At 73.9% G+C, this 21,147-nt stretch carries 19 protein-coding genes; 14 read left to right on the top strand and 5 right to left on the bottom strand.

What is annotated here, in order from left to right; all coding sequences use genetic code 11:
* Positions 1-106: 106 nt before the first annotated feature.
* Positions 107-1,249, top strand: a complete 1,143-nt coding sequence (locus QK440_RS20920; protein ID WP_282794693.1) for a glycosyltransferase family 4 protein — start codon at positions 107-109, stop codon at positions 1,247-1,249.
* A gap of 191 nt (positions 1,250-1,440) precedes the next feature.
* On the opposite strand, the gene QK440_RS20915 is transcribed toward QK440_RS20920, so the two are convergent.
* Entirely contained in the window at positions 1,441-3,237 is a 1,797-nt protein-coding gene (locus QK440_RS20915; protein WP_282794692.1) for an AMP-dependent synthetase/ligase, read from the bottom strand.
* Between the two features lie 339 nt (positions 3,238-3,576).
* Here QK440_RS20915 and QK440_RS20910 point away from each other — a divergent pair, with 339 nt between their 5' ends.
* The 6 genes from QK440_RS20910 to QK440_RS20885 all read left to right on the top strand — a co-directional run bounded on the left by QK440_RS20910 (position 3,577) and on the right by QK440_RS20885 (position 8,766).
* Positions 3,577-4,347 carry a metallophosphoesterase gene (locus tag QK440_RS20910; RefSeq protein ID WP_282794691.1) on the top strand — a complete coding sequence of 257 codons (771 nt, stop codon included), beginning with the start codon at positions 3,577-3,579 and terminating at the stop codon, positions 4,345-4,347.
* An 82-nt stretch (positions 4,348-4,429) separates the two neighbouring features.
* The gene (locus QK440_RS20905; protein WP_282794690.1) at positions 4,430-4,864 is read left to right on the top strand and encodes an SRPBCC family protein; all 435 of its coding nucleotides are present in this window, start codon (positions 4,430-4,432) and stop codon (positions 4,862-4,864) included.
* Between the two features lie 147 nt (positions 4,865-5,011).
* Complete coding sequence (locus QK440_RS20900; protein ID WP_282794689.1) at positions 5,012-6,196, top strand: ArsA-related P-loop ATPase; 1,185 nt, start codon at positions 5,012-5,014, stop codon at positions 6,194-6,196.
* Positions 6,197-6,265: 69 nt separating this feature from the next.
* Entirely contained in the window at positions 6,266-6,811 is a 546-nt protein-coding gene (locus QK440_RS20895; protein WP_282794688.1) for a DUF5304 domain-containing protein, read from the top strand.
* A gap of 52 nt (positions 6,812-6,863) precedes the next feature.
* The gene (locus QK440_RS20890; protein ID WP_190135576.1) at positions 6,864-7,817 is read left to right on the top strand and encodes an ROK family glucokinase; all 954 of its coding nucleotides are present in this window, start codon (positions 6,864-6,866) and stop codon (positions 7,815-7,817) included.
* 184 nt (positions 7,818-8,001) lie between these two features.
* Positions 8,002-8,766, top strand: a complete 765-nt coding sequence (locus tag QK440_RS20885) for an endonuclease/exonuclease/phosphatase family protein (RefSeq protein WP_282794687.1) — start codon at positions 8,002-8,004, stop codon at positions 8,764-8,766.
* 215 nt (positions 8,767-8,981) lie between these two features.
* On the opposite strand, the gene QK440_RS20880 is transcribed toward QK440_RS20885, so the two are convergent.
* Positions 8,982-9,617, bottom strand: a complete 636-nt coding sequence (locus tag QK440_RS20880; protein WP_282794686.1) for a hypothetical protein — start codon at positions 9,615-9,617, stop codon at positions 8,982-8,984.
* Entirely contained in the window at positions 9,610-10,389 is a 780-nt protein-coding gene (locus QK440_RS20875) for an alpha/beta fold hydrolase (protein WP_282794685.1), read from the bottom strand. Before QK440_RS20875 ends, QK440_RS20880 begins: the two co-directional genes overlap by 8 nt.
* A gap of 435 nt (positions 10,390-10,824) precedes the next feature.
* On the opposite strand from QK440_RS20875, the gene QK440_RS20870 reads away from it, so the two are divergent.
* The 5 genes from QK440_RS20870 to QK440_RS20850 all read left to right on the top strand — a co-directional run bounded on the left by QK440_RS20870 (position 10,825) and on the right by QK440_RS20850 (position 16,009).
* Positions 10,825-11,616: a lysophospholipid acyltransferase family protein gene (locus QK440_RS20870; protein ID WP_282794684.1), complete on the top strand. Its 792-nt coding sequence runs from the start codon at positions 10,825-10,827 to the stop codon at positions 11,614-11,616.
* A gap of 47 nt (positions 11,617-11,663) precedes the next feature.
* The gene (locus QK440_RS20865) at positions 11,664-12,911 is read left to right on the top strand and encodes a DUF5931 domain-containing protein (protein ID WP_282794683.1); all 1,248 of its coding nucleotides are present in this window, start codon (positions 11,664-11,666) and stop codon (positions 12,909-12,911) included.
* A complete protein-coding gene (locus tag QK440_RS20860) occupies positions 12,908-13,612 on the top strand; it encodes a response regulator transcription factor (protein ID WP_282794682.1) in 705 nt (234 codons plus the stop codon). The genes QK440_RS20865 and QK440_RS20860 overlap by 4 nt, the downstream gene beginning before the upstream one ends.
* A 186-nt stretch (positions 13,613-13,798) precedes the next feature.
* A complete protein-coding gene (locus QK440_RS20855) occupies positions 13,799-14,827 on the top strand; it encodes a 6-phosphofructokinase (protein WP_282794681.1) in 1,029 nt (342 codons plus the stop codon).
* Between the two features lie 177 nt (positions 14,828-15,004).
* The gene (locus tag QK440_RS20850) at positions 15,005-16,009 is read left to right on the top strand and encodes a 2-hydroxyacid dehydrogenase (protein ID WP_282794680.1); all 1,005 of its coding nucleotides are present in this window, start codon (positions 15,005-15,007) and stop codon (positions 16,007-16,009) included.
* Here QK440_RS20850 and QK440_RS20845 read toward each other — a convergent pair.
* Together QK440_RS20845 and QK440_RS20840 are read right to left on the bottom strand one after the other, a co-directional pair.
* The gene (locus QK440_RS20845; protein ID WP_282794679.1) at positions 15,952-17,853 is read right to left on the bottom strand and encodes an anthranilate synthase family protein; all 1,902 of its coding nucleotides are present in this window, start codon (positions 17,851-17,853) and stop codon (positions 15,952-15,954) included. The genes QK440_RS20850 and QK440_RS20845 overlap by 58 nt on opposite strands.
* Positions 17,854-18,090: 237 nt before the next feature.
* Positions 18,091-18,684, bottom strand: coding sequence for a TetR/AcrR family transcriptional regulator (locus QK440_RS20840; RefSeq protein ID WP_282794729.1), 594 nt, complete (start codon positions 18,682-18,684; stop codon positions 18,091-18,093).
* 44 nt (positions 18,685-18,728) lie between these two features.
* Here QK440_RS20840 and QK440_RS20835 point away from each other — a divergent pair, with 44 nt between their 5' ends.
* Positions 18,729-19,619, top strand: a complete 891-nt coding sequence (locus tag QK440_RS20835) for a DUF2867 domain-containing protein (RefSeq protein WP_282794678.1) — start codon at positions 18,729-18,731, stop codon at positions 19,617-19,619.
* A gap of 48 nt (positions 19,620-19,667) precedes the next feature.
* Positions 19,668-21,017: a 3-deoxy-7-phosphoheptulonate synthase class II gene (locus tag QK440_RS20830; RefSeq protein WP_282794728.1), complete on the top strand. Its 1,350-nt coding sequence runs from the start codon at positions 19,668-19,670 to the stop codon at positions 21,015-21,017.
* Positions 21,018-21,147: the final 130 nt, after the last annotated feature.

Genomic DNA, 21,147 nt, shown 5'->3' with positions numbered 1-21,147 from the left:
TGAGTCATGATGCCCCGGCGGGCGGCGGGGGATCGTGAGGCGGGGCCGGGGCGAGCGGCCGGGCGGAGGAGGAAGCGCGGCCGCGGGCCCGGTACTGTCGGCGGCGATGCACAAGACCCTCATCGTCACGAACGACTTCCCGCCCAGGCCCGGTGGCATCCAGGCGTTCCTGCACAACATGGCGCTGCGCCTGGACCCGGCCGAGATCGTCGTCTACGCCTCCACCTGGAAGCGCGGCCGCGAGGGCACCGAGGCCACCGCCGCCTTCGACGCCGAGCAGCCCTTCCCGGTGGTCCGCGACCGGACGACCATGCTCCTGCCCACGCCCCGCGTGACGCGCCGCGCCGTGTCGCTGCTGCGCGAACACGGCTGTACGTCGGTGTGGTTCGGCGCGGCGGCGCCGCTCGGCCTGATGGCGCCGGCGCTGCGCGCGGCCGGGGCGCGGCGCCTGGTGGCGACGACGCACGGGCACGAGGCGGGCTGGGCGCAGCTGCCCGCCTCCCGGCAACTCCTGCGCCGCATCGGCGAGTCCACGGACACCATCACCTACCTCGGTGAGTACACGCGCTCCCGGATCGCCGCCGCGCTGACGCCCGCCGCGGCCGGGCGTATGGCGCAACTGCCGCCCGGCGTGGACGAGAAGACCTTCCACCCCGGCTCCGGCGGCGACGCGGTGCGGGCGCGCCTCGGCCTCACCGACCGCCCGGTCGTGGTCTGCGTCTCCCGGCTCGTCCCCCGCAAGGGCCAGGACACGCTGATCCTCGCCATGCCGCGGATCCTGGCCACCGAGCCGGACGCGGTGCTCCTCGTCGTGGGCGGCGGGCCGTACGAGAAGGAACTGCGCAAGCTCGCCGCGGAGACGCGGGTCGCGGACTCGGTGGTGTTCACCGGGGCGGTGCCGTGGGCCGAGCTGCCCGCGCACTACGGCGCCGGGGACGTCTTCGCCATGCCGTGCCGCACCCGGCGCGGCGGCCTCGACGTCGAGGGCCTCGGCATCGTCTACCTGGAGGCCTCCGCCACCGGGCTGCCGGTCGTCGCCGGGGACTCGGGCGGGGCGCCGGACGCGGTGCTCGACGGGGAGACCGGGTGGGTCGTGCGGGGCGGGTCCCCCGAGGACGCCGCCGACCGGATCGTCGCCCTGCTCGGCGACGCGGAGCTGCGGGCCCGCATGGGCGAGCGGGGCCGGGCCTGGGTGGAGGAGCGCTGGCGCTGGGACCTCCTGGCGGAGCGCCTGCGGGAGCTGCTGTAGGCCTCACGGGGGCGCCCCAGCCCCACCCCTTTCCACAAACCCGGGGGCGCCGCCCCGGGCACCCCCGCAATCGCGCCGGCGCGCTCGTCCTCGCACGCCGGACGGGCTGGAATTCTCGCCGGGCCGCGCTGGAGAGTCTCAGCCCGTCCGGCGTTTGAGGACGAGGCCGAAGGCCGAAGACCCTGCGCGGGCTACCCCCGGTACAGCGCCTCGATCTCGTCGGCGTAGTCCTTCGCGACGACGTTCCGCTTCAGCTTCAGCGACGGCGTCAGGTGCCCCGAGTCCTCGGTGAACTGCGCCGAGAGGATGCGGAACTTGCGCACGGACTCCGCCTTGGAGACCGCCGCGTTGCCGTCGTCCACGGCCCGCTGCACCGCCGCGAGCAGCTCGGGGTCCTCCCGCAGGGAGGCGGCCGTCGCCCCGGCGGGCTTGCCGTTCTCCTGGGCCCACCGCCCCAGGAACTCCTCGTCGATGGTGACGAGCGCCGCCACGAACGGCCGCCCGTCGCCGACGACCATGCACTCCGCGACCAGCGCGTGCGCGCGGATGCGGTCCTCGATGACGGCGGGCGCGACGTTCTTGCCGCCCGCCGTCACGATGATCTCCTTCTTGCGGCCGGTGATCCGCAGGTACCCGTCCTCGTCGAGCGTGCCGATGTCCCCGGTGTGGAACCAGCCGTCCGCGAGGGCCTCCTTGGTGGCGGCCTCGTTGTTCCAGTAGTGGGAGAAGAGGTGCTCGCCGTGGAGCAGCACCTCGCCGTCGTCGGCGATGCGGACGACGGAGCCGGGCAGCGGCTGCCCGACCGTCCCGATCTTCTGCCGGTCCCAGGGGTTGAACGCGGTGGCCGCGCAGGACTCGGTGAGGCCGTAGCCCTCCAGGACGGTGAAGCCGATGCCGCGGAAGAAGTGGCCGAGGCGCTCGCCGAGCGGGGCGCCGCCGGAGATGGCGTGCTCGCCGCGGCCGCCGAGGACGGCCCGCAGCTTGCTGAAGACGAGCTTGTCGAAGAGCTTGTGCTTGAGCCGGAGGCCGAGCGAGGGGCCGCCCGGGGTGTCGAGGGCCCGGCTGTAGGCGATCGCGGTGTCCGCCGCCTTGTCGAAGATCTTGAGCTTGCCGTCGGCCTGGGCCTTGGCCCGCGCCCCGTTGTAGACCTTCTCGAAGACGCGCGGCACCCCGAGGATCAGCGTGGGCCGGAACGCGGCGAGCTCGTCGGTGAGGTGCTTGATGTCAGGGGCGTGGCCCAGCTTGATGGGCGCCATGAGCGCGGCCACCTCCACCAGGCGGCCGAAGACGTGCGCCACGGGCAGGAAGAGGAGGACCGAGCACTCGCCGGTGCGGAACAGCGGGTTGAGCCGCTCCACCACGTTGCCGCACTCCGCGAAGAAGCTGCGGTGGGTCAGGACGCAGCCCTTGGGGCGGCCCGTGGTGCCCGAGGTGTAGACGATGGTCGCCGGGTCGTCGGCGCCCGCGGACGCGCCGCGCTCCTCCAGGGTCTCGTCGGAGACCTCCGCGCCCGCCCGGGTCAGCTCCCCGACGGCGTCCTGGTCGAGCTGCCACACATGGGTGAGGGCGGGCAGCCGGTCGCGCACGGACTCGACGGCCGCCGCGTGCGCCTCGGTCTCCACGACGCACGCCACGGCACCGGAGTCACCGAGGATCCACTGGATCTGCTCCGCCGAGCTGGTCTCGTACACCGGGACGGTGACCGCGCCCGCGCTCCAGATCGCGAAGTCGAACAGCGTCCACTCGTAGCGCGTGCGGGACAGCAGGCCGACCCGGTCGCCGGGCCTGACGCCCGCGGCGATCAGCCCCTTCGCGGCGGCGCGCACCTCGGCGAGGAAGGCCGTCGCGGTGACGTCCTCCCAGCGTCCGTTCACCTTGCGGCCGATGACGGCGACGTCCGGGTGCTGCGCGGCGTTGCGGCGGACGATGTCGGTCAGATTGCCGTCCGCGGGGACCTCGTACAGGGCCGGAAGGCTGAACTCGCGCAAGACTGCTGCTCCTACATAGGGCGCCGGCGCCACGACGTTGTGCGATGCGACGGTGCGGTCCAAGGTCGGGCAGGCACTCAGCCGGGGGGAACTGCCGGGGAACTCGTCGAGGGGGCGTGGCTGAGCACTACTGGACTGCCCGGACGTTACCCACCGGTATGGCTCATTCGGTAGGGGGGCCGGGCCAGATGTTCCGTGCGTCACACGACGTTGTGGTCTGAACCGCACAGTACGCCACGCACTTCCTGACTCGGAAGTAACCGCAGGTCCCGCCGCCGCACACGGCCCCCGCACCCCCGCCCTGTCCCGGTCCCGAGCGGGCGGCTTAGGGTGACCGGCATGCGAGGTTTCCGGGTCCATGTGGTCAGTGACGTGCACGGCAACGCCAAGGACCTGGCCCGCGCGGGCGACGGTGCCGACGCCGTCGTCTGCCTCGGCGACCTGGTGCTCTTCCTCGACTACGCCGACCACGGGCGCGGCATCTTCCCGGACCTCTTCGGCAGGGCGAACGCCACCCGCATCGTCGAGCTGCGCACCGCGCGCCGCTTCGAGGAGGCCCGCGCGTTCGGCGCCTCCCTGTGGGCCGGCATCGACCGCGGCCCGGCGGTGGAGCGCGCGGTCCGCAAGCAGTACGCCGAACTGTTCGCGGCCTTCCCCACCCCTACGTACGCCACGTACGGCAACGTGGACATCCCTCGTCTCTGGCCGGAATACGCCGGTCCCGGCACCACCGTCCTCGACGGCGAGCGCGTCGAGATCGGCGGCCGCGTCTTCGGCTTCGTCGGCGGCGGGCTGAGGACCCCGATGCGCACGCCGTACGAGATCGACGACGAGGAGTACGCCGCCAAGATCGAGGCCGTCGGCGAGGTGGACGTGCTCTGCACGCACATCCCGCCCGAGGTGCCCGAGCTGGTGTACGACACCGTGGCCCGCCGCTTCGAGCGCGGCAGCCGCGCCCTGCTCGACGCCATCCGCAGGACCCGGCCCCGGTACTCGCTCTTCGGCCACGTCCACCAGCCGCTGGCCCGCAGGATGCGGATCGGGCCGACGGAGTGTGTGAACGTCGGACACTTCGCGAGCACCGGCCGCCCCTGGGCGCTGGAGTGGTGACCTGCGCCCGCGCCGCCCGAGGTAGCCTTCACGCGGCAGACACAGCACCCCGTACCGGACCGCATCTGGAGGAGCCACGGCGATGGCGGAACACACCAGCTCGAGCATCACGATCGAGGCGGCACCGGCCGACGTCATGGGCGTGATCGCCGACTTCGCCCGCTATCCGGAGTGGACCGGCGAGGTCAAGGAGGCCCAGGTCCTCGCGACGGACGACGCCGGGCGCGCCGAGCAGGTCCGCCTCGTCATGGACGCGGGTGCGATCAAGGACGACCAGACGCTCGCCTACACCTGGAACGGCGAGCACGAGGTGTCCTGGACCCTCGTCAAGTCCCAGATGCTCCGCTCCCTGGACGGCTCCTACCTCCTCAAGCCCGCCGGCACCGGCACCGAGGTCACCTACCGCCTCACCGTCGACGTCAAGATCCCCATGCTGGGCATGATCAAGCGCAAGGCGGAGAAGGTCATCATCGACCGCGCCCTGGCAGGCCTGAAGCAGCGCGTCGAGAGCAAGTAGCCCCGCAGGGGCGCACCGCCCGCCGCCGCGCGCCGCGGCCCGCACTCCGCCGCCCCCGCCGTTCCGCGGGCGGGGCCGAGAGCCCGGGGCAGGGCGGGCACTGCTTCAGGTGCCCGAGCAACCGGACAGTTAGGCCCCGTACAGAGCATGCGCACCCTCCTCGTCACCGGCCCCGGCGGAGCCGGGCGGACCACCCTGGCCGCCGCCACCGCGATCGCCGCCGCCCGCGCGGGCGCCCGCACCCTGGTCGTCTCGGCGGACCCCGCCGACACGCTGGGCGCCGCCCTCGGCACCCCCACCGGCCCCCGCCCCACCACCGTCACGCACCACGTGACCGCGCTGCGCCCCGCCCCGGACGACGCCTTCCGCGACGGCCTGCTCGCCCTCCAGGACCACGCCCGCCCGGCCCTCGACCTCCTCGGCGCCGACCGCCTCGACGGCGAGGAGCTCACCCCGCTCCCCGGAGCCGAGGAGCTGACGCTGCTCGGCGCCCTGCGCGAGGCCGCCGAAGGCGCCCACGGCACGTACGACACCCTCGTCGTCGACCTGCCCGCCACGCCCCGCGCCCTCGCGCTGCTCGCCCTGCCCGCGCAGCTCCGCCGCTACCTGCGCCGCCTGCTGCCCCCGGAGCGGCAGGCCGCCCGCGCGCTGCGCCCGGTCCTCGGCCGCCTCGCCGGCGTCCCCCTGCCCGCCGCCACGCTGTACGAGACCGCGGCCCGCTGGGACGCCCGGCTCGCCGCCGCGCAGGCCCTGATCGAGGACCCGGACACCAGCGCCCGGCTCGTCGCCGAACCGGGTCCCGCCGCCGCGGAGGCCGTCGCCACCGCCGCCCTGGGCCTCGCCCTGCACGGCCGGCGCCTGGACGCCGTCGTCGCCAACCGCGTCCTGCCCGCCGCGGACGGCCCCGGCGAAGGCCCCTGGCTCGCCGCGCTGCGCGCCCAGCAGCACAAGACGCTCCAGGAGTGGGAGGCCGCCCACCCCACGCACCCCGTCGTCCACCTCGGGGCGGAGCCGCGCGGCCCGGACGACCTGGCCGCCCTCGCCCCGCCGGCGCCGGGCCCGGCCCCGGCGCCCCTCGACTGGCCCGTCACCGACGCCCGCGCCGAGGAGTCCCTGCTGTACTGGGCCATCCCGCTGCCCGGCGCCGTCCGCGACGAGCTGGGCCTGGTGCGGCGCGGCGACGAACTCGTGGTCAGGGCGGGCCCGTTCCGCCGGATCGTCCCGCTGCCGTCCGCGCTGCGCCGCTGCACCGTCAGCGGCGCGAGCCTGCGCGACGGCGTCCTGCACCTCCGCTTCACGCCGGACCCGGACCTGTGGCCCCGGACCCGGTGAACGCCGTGCCTCCGTTCGGGTAACGTCGAGAGTACGCATTCGCCGCCTCTGTGCAGGAGCCAGCCCACCATGAGCGATCCCACCGAGCGCGACGCGCGCGACGCGTCCGAGCCGGAGCGCCCCGAGGCGGGGGCAGCCGCCCCCGGCCGCCCGGAGCACGGCACCGCCGACACCGCCGCGCCCCCCGCACCCGACGCCGACGCCTGGGCGACGGCCTGCGCCGAGGACCTCGCCGCGGAGAAGGCCCGCCGCCGCGCCCGGTACGGACCGCCGCCCGGCTCCGCCGCCGAGGAGCTGCGCAAGCTCGTCGACGCCGTCTCGGAGAAGCTCTCCGGCCTCCAGTCGCCGCTGTTCGGCGCGGCCGCCCAGGGCGCCGTGCAGGAGACGGTGCAGCAGGTGGTCCGGCAGGCCAAGGCCGCGGTCGAACCCGTCATCGAGCGCAACCCCGACGTCTTCGACCACCTCGCCGCCGCGGGCGCCGAGCTCCTCGCCGCCTACCGCAGCGCCGTCACCGGCCAGGAGGGCCGGTGGACCCGAGAGCCGGGCGGCGGCCCGGGCGAGCACGAGCGCCGGGACGAGGGTCCCGGACCGGGGGAACACATCGATCTCGACTGACCCCCCTCCGGTACGGTGGGCCGTAGCGGGGCTCGATCGAACTGAGGGATACATGGGACTCACCATCGGCGTCGACATCGGCGGCACGAAGATCGCGGCCGGAGTGGTCGACGAGGACGGCCACATCCTGTCGACGTTCAAGGTGCCCACCCCCGGCACCTCCGAGGCCATCGTGGACGCGATCGCCTCGGCCGTGGAGGGCGCGCGGGCAGGGCACGACATCGTCGGCGTCGGCATCGGCGCCGCGGGCTACGTCAACCGCGAGCGCTCCACGGTCTACTTCGCGCCGAACATCGACTGGCGGCAGGAACCGCTCAAGGACGAGGTCGAGGAGCGCGTCGGCCTGCCCGTCGTCGTCGAGAACGACGCCAACGCGGCCGCCTGGGGCGAGTACAGGTTCGGCGGCGGCAAGGGCCACCGCAACGTCATCTGCATCACCCTGGGCACCGGCCTGGGCGGCGGCATCATCATCGGCAACAAGCTGCGCCGCGGCCACTTCGGCGTCGCCGCCGAGTTCGGCCACATCCGGATGGTCCCGGACGGCCTGCTGTGCGGCTGCGGCAGCCAGGGCTGCTGGGAGCAGTACGCCTCCGGCCGCGCCCTCGTGCGGTACGCCAGGCAGCGCGCCAACGCCACCCCCGAGAACGCGGAGTTCCTGCTCTCCCTCGGCGACGGCACCCCCGAGGGCATCGAGGGCAAGCACATCTCCATGGCCGCCCGCCAGGGCGACCCGGTCGCCGTGGACTCCTACCGCGAGCTGGCCCGCTGGGTCGGCGCGGGCCTCGCCGACCTGGCCTCGCTCTTCGACCCGTCGGCGTTCATCATCGGCGGCGGCCTCTCGGACGAGGGCGAGCTGGTGCTGGCCCCGATCCGCAAGTCCTTCAAGCGCTGGCTCGTCGGCGCGCAGTGGCGCCCCGAGGCCAAGGTGATCGCCGCGCAGCTCGGCAACAAGGCGGGCCTCGTCGGCGCGGCGGACCTCGCCAGGGAGCCCGACCCGGTGATGTGACGCCCCGGCCCCCCTGCCGCGGGGAGCCGGAGTCACCGCCGATCGCGTAGCGCGCTCGTCCTCGATCGCCGGACGGGCTGGAACTCTGCCGGGCAGGCAGGGTACGTCCAGCCCGCCCGGCGTTCTCGGTGCCCGTGCCGGGTGGTGGGCGCTCCCGCCGGGCGTGTCCCGTATCTTGATCGCCATGTCCACCAGCCCGACGCGTACGCTGCCCAACTCCCGGACCGAGCCGGACGGTTCGGCCGTCATCCGGGTGCTCAGCTACAACATCCGTTCGATGCGCGACGACACGGACGCGCTCGCCCGGGTCATCGCCGCGTGCGAGCCCGACCTCGTCCTCGTGCAGGAGGCGCCCCGGTTCTTCCGCTGGCGCAAGAAGCTCGCGCGGCTCGCGCGCGCCAGTGACCTGGTGATCCTCTCCGGCGGCGGCACCGCGGCCGGGCCCGCGCTGCTGTGCTCGCTGCGGGCCACCGTGGAGCACACCGAGGACGTCCTGCTGCCGCTCACCCCGGGCCTGCACCGGCGCGGCTTCGCGACGGCCGTCGTCCGCTTCGGCGGCGCCCGGCTCGGCGTCCTGAGCTGCCACCTGAGCCTGCAGAGCGAGGAGCGCTACGCGCAGGGCGGCATGCTGCTCGACCGGCTCGCCGGCATGGGCGTACGGCACGCGGTCGCGGGCGGCGACCTCAACGACCGGCCCGACGGGCGCACGTTCCGCAGGCTCGCGGAGAACCTCCAGGACTGCTGGGCCACCGCCCCCTGGGGCGGCGAGCACACCTCGACCCCCACGGACCCGCACCAGCGCATCGACGCCCTCTTCGCCACCCCCGGCGTCCAGGTCCTCGGCTGCGGCGTCCCCCTCGGCCACCCCGGAGTGACCGAACAGGACCTCAAGACAGCCACGGACCACCTCCCGCTCCTGGCAGCCCTCCGCGTCCCGGCAGACTCCTGACGTCTCCAGCCCGTCCGGCGTTTGAGGACGAGCGCGGAGCGCGATGAAGCACAGCCGGTCCGCAGCCGGCTACGAGCGCCGAGCGGCACGAATCAGCCCGTCCGGCGCTTGAGGACGAGCGCGGAGCGTGAAGAACTTCGCCCAAGGCCCAGGGGCCAGGCCAAGCGCGGAGCGTGAAGAACTTCGCCCAAGGCCCAGGGGCCAGGCCAGGCACCTCAGACGACGGCCCCCCGCCCAGGGTCGTCGTCCTCCTCCTCGCCCCCCTGCATGCGTACGACCAGCGTCGTGAAGCCCCCCAGGAAGCCCCCGATGCCCAGCGCCGTCAGCCACCACGTCATCTGCCAGCCGAGGAGCACGGCGAGCAGCAGCAGCACGGGCCCGCCGATCACCGCGAGCCAGGCGAACTTGGCGGTGACGTCCGCCTCCGGCAGGGGCGGCGGGTCGGGCGGCACGAAGTGGCCCTCGTCGTCCTCGTCGAAGTCGTCCTCCGACGGCTCGGCCACGGTGTGATCCCGCGGCCCCGCGCCGCCCACGCCGGGGGCGAAGGAGACCGAGCTGCCCAGCGGCCGGACCGCGTCGCCGTCGCCCGCCTTGTCGCCGGGGTCCTTGGACAGGTCGGGGCGCGGGGCGTCCTCGGGCGCCCCGTTGGCCTCCGCCTCCAGGAGCGCCAGGTCCTCCACGGACTTGAAGGGCTTCGCGCCGGGCGGGTCCGCGGGCTCCTCGCCGTACCCGGCGACGATGGCGCGCCAGGCGGCGTCCTCGTCGAGGGGCGTCCCGCGCCCCTCGCCCGGCGGGGGCGCGGCCCGCTCCTCGGGCTCGCGGCTCTCGTCGCGGTCCTGCTGCTCAGCCACCGGTCGTCGTCCCTTCCTTGCCTGCGCTGGGGGCGAGCCGGCCGATGAATCCGTAGCTCTCCTCGAAGATCCGGTCCGCGTCGTGGTCCAACGTCGCGACGTGGTAGCTCTGTTCCAGCAGGATCTCCGTGACGTCCGTGGACGAGACGCGGCTGAGCACGCGCGCGGAGTCGGCGGGCGGCACCACGTGGTCGTGCGGGCTGTGCAGGAGCAGCAGCGGCTGGGTGACCTGGGGCAGCTCGGCGTCGACGAGGCGGAAGAAGCGCCGCATGGAGTGGGCGGCGTGCAGCGGCACCCGGTCGTAGCCGATCTCGACGGGGCCGTCCTTGGCGATGTCGCTCGTGATGCCCTTGGTGGTGGGCAGCAGGAAGCGGGCGACGGGCAGGGCGTGCGCCGCCAGGCCGTGCACCTTGTTCGCCGGGTTGACGAGGACCAGGCCGCGCACCGCGTCGCCGTGCTTGGCCGCGAGCCGCAGCGCCAGCGCGCCGCCCATGGAGAGCCCGAGGACGAACACCTCCGCGCAGCGCTCCCTGAGCAGGCGCAGCTCGCGGTCGACTTCCGCGTACCAGTCCTGCCAGCCGGTGACCTGCATGTCCTGCCAGCGCGTGCCGTGGCCGGGCAGCAGCGGCAGCGAGACGGTCAGCCCGCGCGCCGCCAGGTACTCCGCCCAGGGGCGCAGCGACTGCGGGGATCCGGTGAAGCCGTGACACAGGAGGACGCCGACCTCGCCGCCCTCGTGGCGGTACGGCTCGGCTCCGGGGAGGACCGGCACCTTCGGTCTCCTTCGTGAGGTGAGAAGCGTGGGACTCAAGGGATTCCTGGGACTGCGGGGGATCCCAGGAAATTGCGGGGAACTCGGGGACCTCCGGGGTACTCGGGGGACTGCGGGGACCTGCGGGGAACTCGGGGTACTGCGGGAAGGGGGACTCGGGACGGAACCGCGCGCTGGTACCGCGCGTGCGGGGGGTACCTCACCGTACGCGACCGCGCTGACACCGACCAGGTCCGGCGGAGCTGCCCGGGCGTACGGCCCGGCTCCGGCGACCGCGACCGGGCGGGTGGCGCGGCCCTGCCCGGGCCGGTGGCGCGCCCGCGCCCGGGCCGGTGGACCGGGCGCACCGGCCCCGCTCCGGAGGGAGCCGGGGCCGTGCTCGGGTTATGGTCTGATCCACAGACACAGGAGGCACTCGGTTTGATCTACGGCGCAATGAAGTTTTCCATCGGAGGGCCCCTGAAGCTCGCCTTCAGGCCCTGGGTGGAAGGCCTCGAGAACATCCCCGCCGAGGGCCCCGCCATCCTGGCCAGCAACCACCTGTCGTTCTCGGACTCCTTCTTCCTGCCCGCGGTCCTCGACCGCAAGGTCACGTTCATCGCGAAGGCCGAGTACTTCACCACGCCCGGCGTCAAGGGCCGCCTGACCGCCGCCTTCTTCAAGGGCGTGGGCCAGCTCCCGGTGGACCGCTCCGGCGCGCGCGGCGCGGGCGAGGCCGCGATCAAGAGCGGCATCGAGGTCCTGGAGCGCGGCGAGCTGTTCGGCATCTACCCCGAGGGCACCCGCTCGCCCGACGGGCGCCTCTACCGCGGCAAGCCCGGCGGCCTGGCCCGCGTGGCGCTCGCCACCGGCGCGCCCGTGATCCCCGTGGCGATGATCGACACGGAGAAGATCCAGCCGCCCGGCAAGGTCGTGCCGAAGCTCATGCGGCCCGGCATCCGCATCGGCAAGCCCCTGGACTTCACCCGCTACCAGGGCATGGAGCACGACCGCTTCGTGCTGCGCGCGGTGACCGACGAGGTCATGTACGAGATCATGAAGCTCTCCGGCCAGGAGTACGTGGACATCTACGCGACCGCCGCCAAGCGCCGGCTTCAGGAGGCGGCCAAGGCGGAGAAGGAAGCCGCCAAGGAGGCGGCCAAGGAAGCGGCCAAGGAGGCCGCGAAGGGGGCGGCGAAGGACCTCGCCCGCGTGAAGGGGCCGCGGCGGGAACGGTCCGGCTCCTAGCCGCGTCGTGCGTAAGGGACGCGTGGGGCGTCCCGTGGGGTGGGGGCATGGTCAAGCGTGAGAGAGTCATGAGGATGTCGGTCGAGCAGCCGCTGTGGCGCGCGCTGACCGCGTACCGCGTCCTGACGATGCTGTACGCCGTCGCCCTGTTCGCGGCCGCGCACGACGACTTCGCCCGGCCGTGGGTCGCCGTCGGCTACTTCTCGGTGCTCGCCGTCTGGACCCTCGCCACACTGCCGAAGGTCGCCAACGCCGCGAGCTGCACCAAGCGCTTCCTCGCCGTCGACCTCGCGGTCGCCCTGGCCGGCATCCTGCTCACCCGGGCCGCCGACGCCGCCGAGCGGATCTCCGACGGCGGCCCGACGCTGCCCTCCATATGGACCGCCGGGGCCGTCCTCGCCTTCGCCATCAAGGGCGGCTGGCGCTGGGCCGCCTTCGCCTCGCTGCTCGTCGGCGTCGCGAACGTCGTGCAGCGCGGCGCCTTCAGCCGGGACACCGTGCACAACGTCCTGCTCGTGTGCATCGCCTCCGTCGCCATTGGCTACGTCGTCGAGGTGGCCCGCGCCTCCGAGCGCACCCTCGCCCGCGCCCTGGAGATCGAGGCGGCGACCCGCGAGCGCGAGCGCCTCGCCCGCGACATCCACGACAGCGTCCTCCAGGTCCTCGCGATGGTGCAGCGCCGCGGCACCGCCCTCGGCGGCGAGGCGGCGGAGCTGGGCAGGCTGGCGGGCGAGCAGGAGGTCGCGCTGCGCTCGCTGGTCGCCGGGGGCCTGGCGCCCGCCTCACGGGTCTCGGAGGACACCGCGCAGGGCGCCCTCGTCCGCGTCGTGGAAGAACCCGACGAACCCGACGAGCCCGCCGGCCTCGCGGACGAGGCCGCCGCGCCCCGCGACCTGCGGGCGCTCCTCACGCCGTACGCCGGGGCGCGGGTCACCCTGTCCGAGCCCGGCGCCCCGGTGCCGCTCGCCCCGCGCGCGGCCCGGGAACTCGCGGCGGCCGTCGGCGCCGCCCTGGACAATGTCCGCGTCCACGCGGGGCCCGGGGCCCGTGCCTGGATCCTGGTCGAGGACGAGCCGGACGCCGTCGTCGTCACGGTCCGGGACGACGGCCCCGGCATCCCGGAGGGGCGGCTCGCGCAGGCCGAGGGGGAGGGGCGGCTCGGCGTCGCCCTGTCGATCCGCGGCCGGCTGCGGGACATCGGCGGCACGGCCGAGCTGATCTCGGTACCGGGCCAGGGAACAGAAGTGGAACTACGCGTCCCGAGGGACGCGCGGGGGAGGACGGCACAGCGATGAGCGAACAGCACGAGCAGACCACCGCGGAGCAGGTCACGGTGATGGTCGTCGACGACCACCCGATGTGGCGCGACGCCGTCGCCCGGGACCTCACCGAGGCCGGCTTCACCGTCGTGGCGACCGCGGGCGACGGCGAGCAGGCGGTGCGCCGCGCGCGGGCCACCACCCCCGACGTCCTCGTCCTGGACCTGAACCTGCCGCTGAAGCCCGGCGTCCAGGTGTGCAAGGAACTCGTCGGCGCCGACCCGGCCCTGCGCGTCCTCGTGCTGTCCGCGAGCGGGGAGCACGCCGACGTCCTGGAGGCCGTCAAGTCCGGCGCCACCGGCTACCTGCTGAAGTCCGCCTCCACCGCCGAGCTGATCGACGCGGTGCGCCGCACGGCCGTCGGCGACGCCGTGTTCACCCCGGGCCTCGCGGGCCTGGTCCTCGGCGAGTACCGCCGCCTGGCCTCCGAGCCCGCGCCCGCGACGGCCGACGAGCCCGGCGCCCCGCGCCTGACCGACCGCGAGACGGAGGTGCTGCGCCTGGTCGCCAAGGGCCTGAGCTACAAGCAGATCGCCGAGCGCCTCGTCATCTCCCACCGCACGGTCCAGAACCACGTCCAGAACACCCTCGGCAAGCTCCAGCTCCACAACCGGGTGGAGCTCGTCCGGTACGCGATCGAGCGCGGCCTCGACACCGACGAGGGCCACCGTCCCTGAGGCTCCCCGCCCGCCCTCGTCCCCGGGGCGCCCGGGCGATGTCCCCCTTCGGGTGAACCGCGACGACCGCCTCACCCGCAACTCCCGTACCACGTACGGGAATTCACCGTTCGCCCCATCCCGGAGTGACGCGCATCACCATTAGCGTGGCCCGCGTCAGCGCAACCGCGGCGAAGGGACATTTCCATGCGGGTCGGAGTTCTGACCGGAGGCGGCGACTGCCCCGGGCTCAATGCCGTCATCCGGGCCGTCGTCCGCAAGGGCGTACAGGAGTACGGCTACGACTTCACCGGCTTCCGCGACGGCTGGCGCGGACCGCTCGAAGGCGACAGCGTCCGGCTCGACATCGCCGCCGTGCGCGGCATCCTGCCCCGGGGCGGCACCGTCCTCGGCTCCTCGCGCACCAACCCCCTCAAGGCCGAGAACGGCATCCGCCGCATCAAGGAGAACCTCGCCAAGCACGAGGTCGAGGCGCTCATCGCCATCGGCGGTGAGGACACCCTCGGTGTCGCCGCGCGCCTGACCGACGAGTACGGCGTGCCCGTCGTCGGAGTGCCCAAGACCATCGACAACGACCTGTCGGCGACCGACTACACCTTCGGCTTCGACACCGCGGTCTCCATCGCCACCGAGGCCATCGACCGGCTGCACACCACCGCCGAGTCGCACATGCGCGTCCTCGTCGTGGAGGTCATGGGCCGGCACGCGGGCTGGATCGCGCTGCACTCCGGCCTCGCCGGCGGCGCCAACGTCATCCTCATCCCGGAGCAGCGCTTCGACCTCGACCAGGTCTGCGCCTGGGTGACCTCGCGGTTCAAGGCCTCGTACGCGCCGATCGTGGTGGTGGCGGAGGGCGCCATGCCCAAGGACGGCGACGTGGTCCTCAAGGACGGCTCCCTGGACTCCTTCGGGCACGTGCGCCTGTCGGGCGTGGGGGAGTGGCTGGCCAAGGAGATCGAGAAGCGCACGGGCAAGGAGGCCCGCACGACGGTCCTCGGCCACGTGCAGCGCGGGGGCACGCCCAGCGCGTTCGACCGGTGGCTGGCCACGCGGTTCGGGCTGCACGCCATCGACGCCGTCCGGGACGGCGACTTCGGCACGATGGTGGCGCTGCGCGGCACGGACATCGTCCGCGTGCCCCTCGCGGACGCCACCGCCAAGCTGAAGACGGTGGACCCCGCCCTCTACCGCGAGGTGGGCGTCTTCTTCGGCTGAGCCCTTACGCTGCCGCTCCGCGACGGATTCCTCCCGCCCGCGCACCCGCGACACCGCGGCCGCGCCGCACGCGGCCCCGGCGCGGAGCGCTCATCGCCGTGGTGAGGCGACCGGAGTGCCGGAACCGTATATTTCACCCCGTACGGGAACCTGCGTACCCCGAACGGGAGTGACACCGTGGAGATCCTGGCCTTCGGCGTCCAGGCCGACGAGCGCCCGCTCATCGAGCGGGCCTTCGCCCCGCACCACGCCATCCGCTGCGTGGACGTCTTCCTCACCGAGGACACCGCCCCCATCGCCGCCGGCCACGAGGCGATCTCCACCAGCGTCAACGCCAGCCTGGACGCCGGTGTCCTGCGGATCCTCGCCGCCGGCGGCACGCGGATGATCGCCCAGCGCTCGACCGGCTTCAACAACATCGACCTCGAGGTCGCCGAGCGCCTCGGCCTCACCGTCGCCCGCGTCTCGTCCTACTCGCCGTACTCCGTCGCGGAGTTCGCCTGGACCCTGGCCATGGCCGTGAACCGCCGCATCGTCCGGGCCGGCAACCGCACCCGCGACTTCGACTTCCGCCTCGACGGCCTGATGGGCCGGGACCTGCGCGGCCGCACCGTCGGCGTCCTCGGCACCGGCAAGATCGGCGAGGCCTTCACCCGGATCGGGCACGGCTTCGGGATGCGCCTGCTCGGCTGGGACGTCGCCGAGAACCCCGCCTGCGTCCAGCTCGGCATGGAGTACGTCGACAAGGAGCGGCTCCTCGCCGAGTCCGACCTGGTCAGCCTGCACGTGCCGCTGCTGCCCGCGACCCGGCACCTGATCGACGCCGACGCGCTGCGCGCCATGAAGGACGACGCGATCCTGGTGAACTCAAGCCGCGGCGGCCTCGTCGACACCGAGGCCCTCGTCGCCGAGCTGCGCAAGGGCCGCTTCACCGGCGTCGGCCTCGACGTGTACGAGGCCGAGGCCGGGCTGTTCTTCCTCGACAAGTCCCTGCACGCCGTCGAGGACGACACCCTGGCCCGGCTCGTCACCTTCCCGAACGTGGTGGTCACCTCGCACCAGGCGTACTACACCGAGGACGCCGTCACCCAGATCGTCGACACCACCCTGCACAACGTCCTGGACTACCTGGCGGGCCGCCGCTCCGAGAACGTCCTGGTGCCCGCGGCCCCGGTGAGCTGACCGAGCAGCTCGCGCACCACCGCCGCCCCGCGCAGCGACAGCACCGACTCCGGGTGGAACTGCACCGCGGCGAAGCCCGGCCCGCGCAGGGCGTGCACCTCACCCGTGGCCCGGTCGCGGCTGACGTCGACGCCGTGCGCGGCCAGCTCCCGCTCCGCCTCGTCGTCGCAGCGGGCCACGAAGCTGTTGTAGAAGCCGACGGTCTCCCGCCGCCCGAACAGGTCGATCACCGTCTGCGCGCCCTGGTACGGCACGTCCTTGCGGACGATCTCCAGGCCCAGCTCGGCCGCGATCAGCTCGTGGCCCAGGCACACGCCGAGCACCGGCAGCCGCCGCTCGCGGATGAGCCCGGCGGCGAGCCCGCGCAGCAGCCGCATCTTCGGGTCCGCCGGGTCCGACGGGTCGCCGGGGCCGGGGCCGAGCACCACCGGGCCCTCGTGGCGGGCCAGGGCCTGCGCCAGCCCCGCCTCGTCGTACCGGCGCACGGTGACGCCGAGCCCCGCCGAGCGCAGCACGTGCGCCAGCATCGCGGTGAACGTGTCCTCGCCGTCGATGACCAGGGCGTGCCCGGACAGCTCGCGCGCCGTCTCCTGCATCCGCAGCCAGAACGGCGCGAGCCCCGCCCGCCGCGCGTCGAGCGCCGCCCGCACCCGCGGGTCGCCGGCCAGCGCGGGCCGGGCGTCCTCGCCGTGCGGCCGCCCCGGCCGCACCCCCAGCGCGGCGAGCACGGCCGCCGCCTTCGCGTGGGTCTCCGCCACCTCGCCGGCCGGGTCCGAGCCGCGTACCAGCGTCGCGCCGACCGGCACCCGCAGGCGGCCGTCCGCGTCGATGTCGGCGGTGCGGATCAGGATCGGCGAGTCCAGGGTCTGCCCGCCGGCGTCCCGGCCGACGAGCGCCAGGGCCCCGGCGTAGTAGCCGCGGCCCCCCGCCTCGTGGCGGGCGATGACCCGGCAGGCGTTCTGCACCGGCGAGCCGGTGACCGTCGCCGCGAACATCGTCTCCCGCAGCACCTCCCGCGCGTCCAGCGAGGAGCGGCCGCGCAGCTCGTACTCGGTGTGCGCCAGGTGGGCCATCTCCTTCAGCCGCGGCCCGACCACCACCCCGCCCATGTCGCCGACGGTGCACATCATCTTGAGCTCCTCGTCGACGACCATCGACAGCTCCTCGGTCTCCTTGGCGTCGGCCAGGAAGCGCAGCAGACCGTCGGCGGTGGGCCCCTCGGCGGGGTAGCGGTAGGTGCCGCTGATCGGGTTCATCACCACCGTGCCGCCGGACATGCGCACATGGACCTCGGGGCTCGCGCCGACGAGCGTCCGCCCGCCCGCCTCCCGCCCGCCGGTGTGCACGACGTACGTCCAGTAGGCGCCCCGCTCCTGCACGAGCAGCCGGCGGAACAGCGCCAGCGCGTCGGCCCGCCCGAACCCGGGGATCCGTCCCTCGTACGTCCGCCGGATCACGAAGTTCGCGCCCTCGCCGCGCCCGATCTCCTCGCGCAGCACCCGGCCGACGGTCTCGGCGTACGCGTCGTCGCCGACGTCGAAGCCGTGGCCCTCCACCCGCACCTCGTGCGCGGGCAGCTCCGCCAGCGCCTGCTCCAGGGGGAGTTCGTACGTCTCCTCGGGCGTGAGGACCGTGAGCGGGGTGCCGTCGTCCACGACGTCGAAGCCGCGCTCGCGGATCTGCCGGAACGGCACGAGCGCCAGCCCGTCGGGAAGGTCGGCGAGCCGGTCGTACGCGGCGACGGGGCCGCGCAGGACCTCCACCGTGTCGTGGTCGCGGCCGGGCGTGCGGCGCCGCAGCAGGGCGAAGGGGCGGTCGTCGGTCAGCAGGTCGGTCAGGTGCACGGTCCTGGTCCTGTCCTTCTCGTCGGGAGCGGGGGAGCGCGAGAGCTCGGAAGCCCGCGAGGAGAGGGACGGCCGGTCCGGAACCTGTCCGGAAACACTGAAGGCCGCCCCTCGGGCGGCCTTCGTGATGTCTGCGGGGTACGCGCAGTCAGTGGGCCGCCGAAGGAGCGGGCCACCACCAGGAGCGGGTCGACTGCGTGAACATGCCCCGCACCCTAGCGCATCGTCAGCCCGCCATCAGCGCGCCATCAGCACGTCGAGCGCCTCGTCCAGATAGGGGCCGAACTCGTCCTCGCCGGGCAGCACGGACGGCGCCGCGTGCCCGAGCTGGGCGTGGCCCAGGTAGACCGTGTACGCGAGCAGGCCCCGGCGGCGCGCCTCCGGGGCGGAGAAGCCGAGCGTGGCGAAGAGCCCGGCGACGTACTCCACCCGGCGCTCGGTCACGCGCCGCAGCGCCGCGGCCACCCGCGGGTGCGAGGCGGTCGCGAGCAGCGTGACCTCCAGGGGGTCGGCGGAGGCCGCGCTGACGGCCTCGGCGAACAGCAGCCGAATCCGCCGGCGGATGTCCGGCTCCTGCTCGACCTCGCTGATGATCCCCTCGGTGTGGACCTCCGCCCAGCGCTCAAGGGCCGCCTCGATGAGCGCGTCGCGGTTGGCGAAGTGCCAGTAGAAGCTGCCCTTGGTGGTGCCGAGGCGGACCGCGAGGGGCTCCACCGCGACGGCCGCGAGCCCGCCCTCGCCGATCGCGACGAGGGCGGCGTCCGCCCAGTCCTGTGCGGTGAGCCGGGCCTTCGCCGGGGTCCGCCCCCGCTGCCGTTGCGCCATGACCATACGGTACCGTACGGTGACCATACGCCAGCGTATGGAGGTGCGCCGTGGGTGTCGTACGCAATGAGCACGAGCGGGTCGTCAAGGCCTCGGCCGACGCGGTCGGGGCGCTGCTCGACCGCCTGTCCGCGCCGGACGACCCGGTCTTCCCCACCCCCGCCTGGCCCGCGATGACCTTCGACGGCCCGCTCGCCGTCGGCGCCTTCGGCGGGCACGGCCCGGTGCGCTACCGCGTGACGGCCTACGAGCCCGGGCGCCGCGTCCGCTTCGACTTCACCGACCCGGCGAACGGCTTCCACGAGATCCGGGTCGAGCCGCTGGGGGAGCGGCGCTGCCGGGTGCGGCACGTCCTGGAGATGGAGCCGAGGGGCCTGGAGCGGGTGCTGTGGCCGACGGCGATCCGGCCCGTGCACGAGACGATGGTCGAGGAGGTCCTGGACAACTTCGAGCGCGCCGCCACCGGCGAGTGCCCCTGTCCCGTCGCCTGGACACCCCGCGTACGGCTGCTCAACCGGCTCGGCTGGCCCCGCCCCGAGACCGCCGACTGGCCCGCGGAGGCCCGGCTGATCCGCCACGCCGTCGACGGCCCCGGGTACCGCGACGCGTACCGCATGCCCCTGCTCCCCGGCCTGCCCCGCGACCCCGAGGCCTGGACCGGCGTCCTGCGCGACGCCTTCCCGGTCCTCGCCCGCGAGGGCGGCGAGCTGCTCCTCGACGTGGACGTGGCGGGCCTGACCGCCCGGGCCTCGCTGCTGGTCGACGAGCGGCACGTGTGGCTGTGCACCGCCGTGCGCGCCGACACCGTCCGGGGGCGGCTCTACTGGGGTCTGGTGCGGTTCTTCCACCCGCCGATGGCCCGCCTGATGCTGCGGCGCACGCACCGGCGCCTGGCGCTCGCGGCGCCGCGCGCGCCCTGGCGGAACCGTCTCACTTTGTGAGCGCGTGGCTGGACGCCCCTCGTGACCCCGTAGGGTTGACGCGTGACCGTGAACGCTGATTCCCACGCCGTCGCCGCCAAGGCGACCTGGCGAGACCTGCCCGCGGCGCAGCAGCCCGAGTACCCCGATGCCGAGGCTCTGCGCGATGTGATCGCGGACCTCGAGTCGTATCCCCCGCTGGTCTTCGCGGGCGAGTGTGACGCGCTGCGCGCCCGTATGGGAGCCGTCGCCCGGGGCGAGGCGTTCCTCCTCCAGGGCGGCGACTGCGCGGAGTCGTTCGACGCCGTGAGCGCCGAGCACATCCGGGCCAAGCTGAAGACCCTGCTGCAGATGGGCGCCGTGCTCACGTACGCCGCCTCCGTGCCCGTGGTCAAGGTGGGCCGCATCGCGGGGCAGTACTCGAAGCCGCGCTCCAAGCCGACCGAGACCCGCGACGGCGTGACGCTGCCGACCTACCGCGGCGACTCCGTCAACGGCTTCGACTTCACCGAAGAGGCCCGGATCCCGGACCCCGAGCGTCTCAAGCGGATGTACAACGCCTCCGCGTCGACGCTCAACCTGGTGCGCGCCTTCACCACCGGCGGCTACGCCGACCTGCGCCAGGTGCACGCCTGGAACCAGGACTTCGTGAAGTCGTCCCCCTCCGGCCAGCGCTACGAGCAGCTCGCGCGCGAGATCGACAACGCGCTGCACTTCATGCGGGCCTGCGGCACGGACCCGGAGGAGTTCAAGACGGTCGAGTTCTTCTCCTCGCACGAGGCGCTGCTGCTCGACTACGAGTCGGCGCTGACCCGCGTCGACTCCCGCACCGGCCAGCTCTACGACGTGTCCGGCCACATGGTGTGGATCGGTGAGCGCACCCGCCAGCTCGACGGCGCGCACATCGAGTTCGCCTCCCGGATCCGCAACCCGATCGGCATCAAGCTCGGCCCGACGACGACCGCGGAGGAGGCGCTCCAGTACATCGACCGCCTCGACCCGGACCGCGAGCCCGGCCGGCTGACCTTCATCGTCCGCATGGGCGCGGACAAGATCCGCGACAAGCTCCCGGAGCTCGTCGAGAAGGTCACCGCGTCCGGTGCGACGGTCGCCTGGGTGACCGACCCGATGCACGGCAACACCTTCGAGGCGGCCTCCGGCCACAAGACCCGCCGCTTCGACGACGTGCTCGACGAGGTCAAGGGCTTCTTCGAGGTGCACAAGGGCCTCGGCACCCACCCGGGCGGCATCCACGTGGAGCTCACCGGCGACGACGTCACGGAGTGCGTGGGCGGCGGTGACGAGATCTTCGTCGACGACCTGCACCAGCGCTACGAGACGGCCTGCGACCCGCGGCTCAACCGCAGCCAGTCGCTCGACCTGGCGTTCCTGGTCGCGGAGATGTACCGGGACCAGTAGGCACCGGTCCGTACGGTCGTGTCCGTGCGGTGGCACCCGACACGCGCGTGGGGCGCGGACGGCGAGGATGGAGTCGCCGCCGAGGGCGAAGAAGTCGTCGTCGGCGCCCACGTCGCCGGTGGCGAGGACG

The sequence above is a fragment of the Streptomyces sp. CC224B genome (assembly GCF_030010595.1).
GTDB lineage: Bacteria > Actinomycetota > Actinomycetes > Streptomycetales > Streptomycetaceae > Streptomyces > Streptomyces longispororuber.
This window is presented reverse-complemented; position numbering and strand designations above follow the sequence as displayed.